Origin of the sequence: Rhodococcus sp. EPR-134, from assembly GCF_001647205.1 — a bacterium.
Taxonomy (GTDB): domain Bacteria; phylum Actinomycetota; class Actinomycetes; order Mycobacteriales; family Mycobacteriaceae; genus Rhodococcus_F; species Rhodococcus_F qingshengii.
Genome location: NZ_LVCT01000686.1, coordinates 1 through 2,404 on the forward strand (window position 1 = coordinate 1; position 2,404 = coordinate 2,404).

The following is a 2,404-nucleotide window of genomic DNA, read 5'->3' on the forward strand; positions in this document are numbered from 1 at the left end:
TGGACTTCAATCGCGCATACGACGCTGTACTGACCAAATGGCCGCAGAAACCGCTGGGTGTGGATCTCGCGGGGCGGTTCGGTAACACGCATGTGAACGTCTGTGGGCATGCAGACTCGCGGCCGTTGATCCTTCTGTCCGGGGGAGGTGCCACTTCGACGGTGTGGTTCGACAACGTTGGGGCGCTGTCGAAATCCCGGCGTGTCTTTGCTGTCGACACCATGGGCGATGCCGGGCGGAGCGTTCCGAATGGTGATCCGATGAAGTCCGTCGACGATCTGATCGAGTGGATGGACTCGATAGTCGATTGCACCGGGGCCGGCACCGTTGATGTGATCGGACATTCCTATGGCGCAATGATTGCGTTGGCCTTTGCGCTGCATCGACCGAATCGTGTCGGGAAACTTGTTCTGCTCGATCCTAATTCGAGTTTCTCCGGCATGAAGGCGGGCTACCTTCTGCGTGCGCTTCCGCTGTTGCTCTCCCCGTCGCGAGCGCGCCGACGGCGACTGTTGGATTGGGAGACAGGTGAGTTGAGTATCGACTCCGACTGGCTGTCTCTTGTGGAAGTGGGCACTTCGGATCTACCGCGACCCGATCTCGTAGTGCCTCGACGTCCTTCGAAGGAGGCCTTGAGCGCACTGGATGTCGAGTTGCTGGTGGTCCTCGCACAAGACGGACGGGTGCATGATGCGGAAACCGTGTCGAAGTCAGTGCGGGAGAGGGTTCCCGCAGCGCGTGTCGAGGTGCTGAAAGCTTCTTCGCATCACAGCATTCCGATGGTTCCCGCCGATGAAATCAACCGGGTGCTCGTCGACTTCTTGGAGGGCTAGCGGATCAGGGTGCGACGACGCACCCCGGACCCATCGGGGTGGCCGGATTGACCATGACCGTTGCGACCGGCCCGCCCGCGGACGTCTGGTAGGCCATCAGAGAGTGTTCGCCCGGTGCAGTCGGAGTCCACAGCGTGATGGCGTGGCCGAGTACGACCGGCAAGGTGAAGTAGGGATTGACGGTGTCCCAGATCAGTTCCTGCGGGAACATGGTCGACGCCCGGTTCATGTCGACAATCGAGACGTTCGGCTCGTTCAACGCTGCTGTCCTGGCAACCACCAGATACGTGCAGCCCGCTCCGTACGGCGTCGTCGGTCCGCTGCTGAGACCCGGAAGGATCGTGACGTCGACTACGTCCGCGGAAGCTGACGTCGCGGAACAGATGGCTGCGCCCGCGCAGAGGGCGGCGGCGATCACGGAAGTGCGAGCGATACGTGAAAGTGTCATACCAGCAGGTCGGTTTTATCTGGGTGGGTGTTACAGGCAGACTGACCGGATGCGCGCACTTCACGTTCTGCTGGCCGGCTTCGGCTTCCTGCTGGGGTTCCTGATTATTGTTGTCTCCGGCCTGATCGAGTGGGCGTCCTTCGCCTCCCGAACCGATTTCGCCTTCGTCGGTGACTCCGCCGTGTCGGTTGGTGTTTCCAACGAGGCGATCTACACCGCCGTCGCTGCTCCACTGGTGGGTGCACTGTTGGGCTGGGTGTCAGCTGTCATCGCGACGAGGTTCGGGTGGAGCCTCACTCGTGGGGGTGCCACGCCGGCAAGCGAGTGACCAGGCAGCGGACCCGCTTGCTGGTCCGTGGGTTATGAGGAAAGGCCCCGACCTCCATCGAGGTCAGGGCCTTCCTTTGCGCCGAGCTACTTCTGTGTCGAGCTACTTCTGTGTCGAACTACTTCTTCGAGACGCGGAGCAGCTTCTTGTTGACGAACTCGTCCATTCCCCACGGACCCAGCTCGCGGCCGACTCCGGAGCGCTTGACTCCGCCGAAGGGCAGACCGGGCAACGTCGTTCCGTGCTCGTTGACGAACGCCATTCCCACGTCGAGATCTGCGGCGACCGACCGGGCGGAATCGAGATCGCTGCTCCAGACGGATCCGCTCAGACCGTAGACCGACGAATTGGCAAGTTCCACAGCCTCGCTGGCCGACTTGACCTTGTAGACGACTCCGGCAGGTCCGAACAGTTCTTCGCTGTAGGCCCGCATGTCCGGTGTCACGTCTGCGAGCAATGTCGGTTGAACGTAGGCGCCCGGGCCGTCGATCTTCTTTCCACCGGTCAGCAGCGTGGCACCCTTGGACACAGCGTCGTCGATCTGCTCGATCAGAGTGTCTGCCGCGCTCTGCGAAGAGAGCGGACCCAAGACTGTGGATTCGTCCAACGGGTCACCGGCAGTGACGGATTCGAAGGACGTCGCCAACTTGTTGGTGAAGTCGTCGTAGAAATCTTCGGTGACGATGAAACGCTTGGCCGCGTTGCAGGCCTGGCCGGCATTGGACAGACGTGCCTTGGTTGCGGACTTGACGGTGGCATCCATGTCGTCGGAATCGAGGACGATGAACACGTCTG

General features: G+C 61.4%; 4 protein-coding genes. 2 read left to right on the forward strand and 2 right to left on the reverse strand.

What is annotated here, in order from left to right:
* Positions 1–833 (forward strand): alpha/beta fold hydrolase (locus A2J01_RS30135; RefSeq protein ID WP_231916124.1); only part of this gene is annotated, 833 nt, incomplete at its 5' end.
* Between the two features lie 4 nt (positions 834–837).
* Here the strand turns inward: A2J01_RS30135 and A2J01_RS30140 are convergent.
* Positions 838–1,281 (reverse strand): hypothetical protein, encoded by a 444-nt coding sequence (locus A2J01_RS30140; protein WP_064114198.1) that lies wholly within the window; start codon positions 1,279–1,281, stop codon positions 838–840.
* Positions 1,282–1,330: 49 nt separating this feature from the next.
* Here A2J01_RS30140 and A2J01_RS30145 point away from each other — a divergent pair, with 49 nt between their 5' ends.
* Positions 1,331–1,609: a hypothetical protein gene (locus A2J01_RS30145; protein WP_003939940.1), complete on the forward strand. Its 279-nt coding sequence runs from the start codon at positions 1,331–1,333 to the stop codon at positions 1,607–1,609.
* A gap of 118 nt (positions 1,610–1,727) precedes the next feature.
* Here A2J01_RS30145 and A2J01_RS30150 read toward each other — a convergent pair.
* Positions 1,728–2,404: aldehyde dehydrogenase family protein (locus A2J01_RS30150; RefSeq protein ID WP_156519448.1), on the reverse strand; the 677-nt coding region annotated here is incomplete at its 5' end.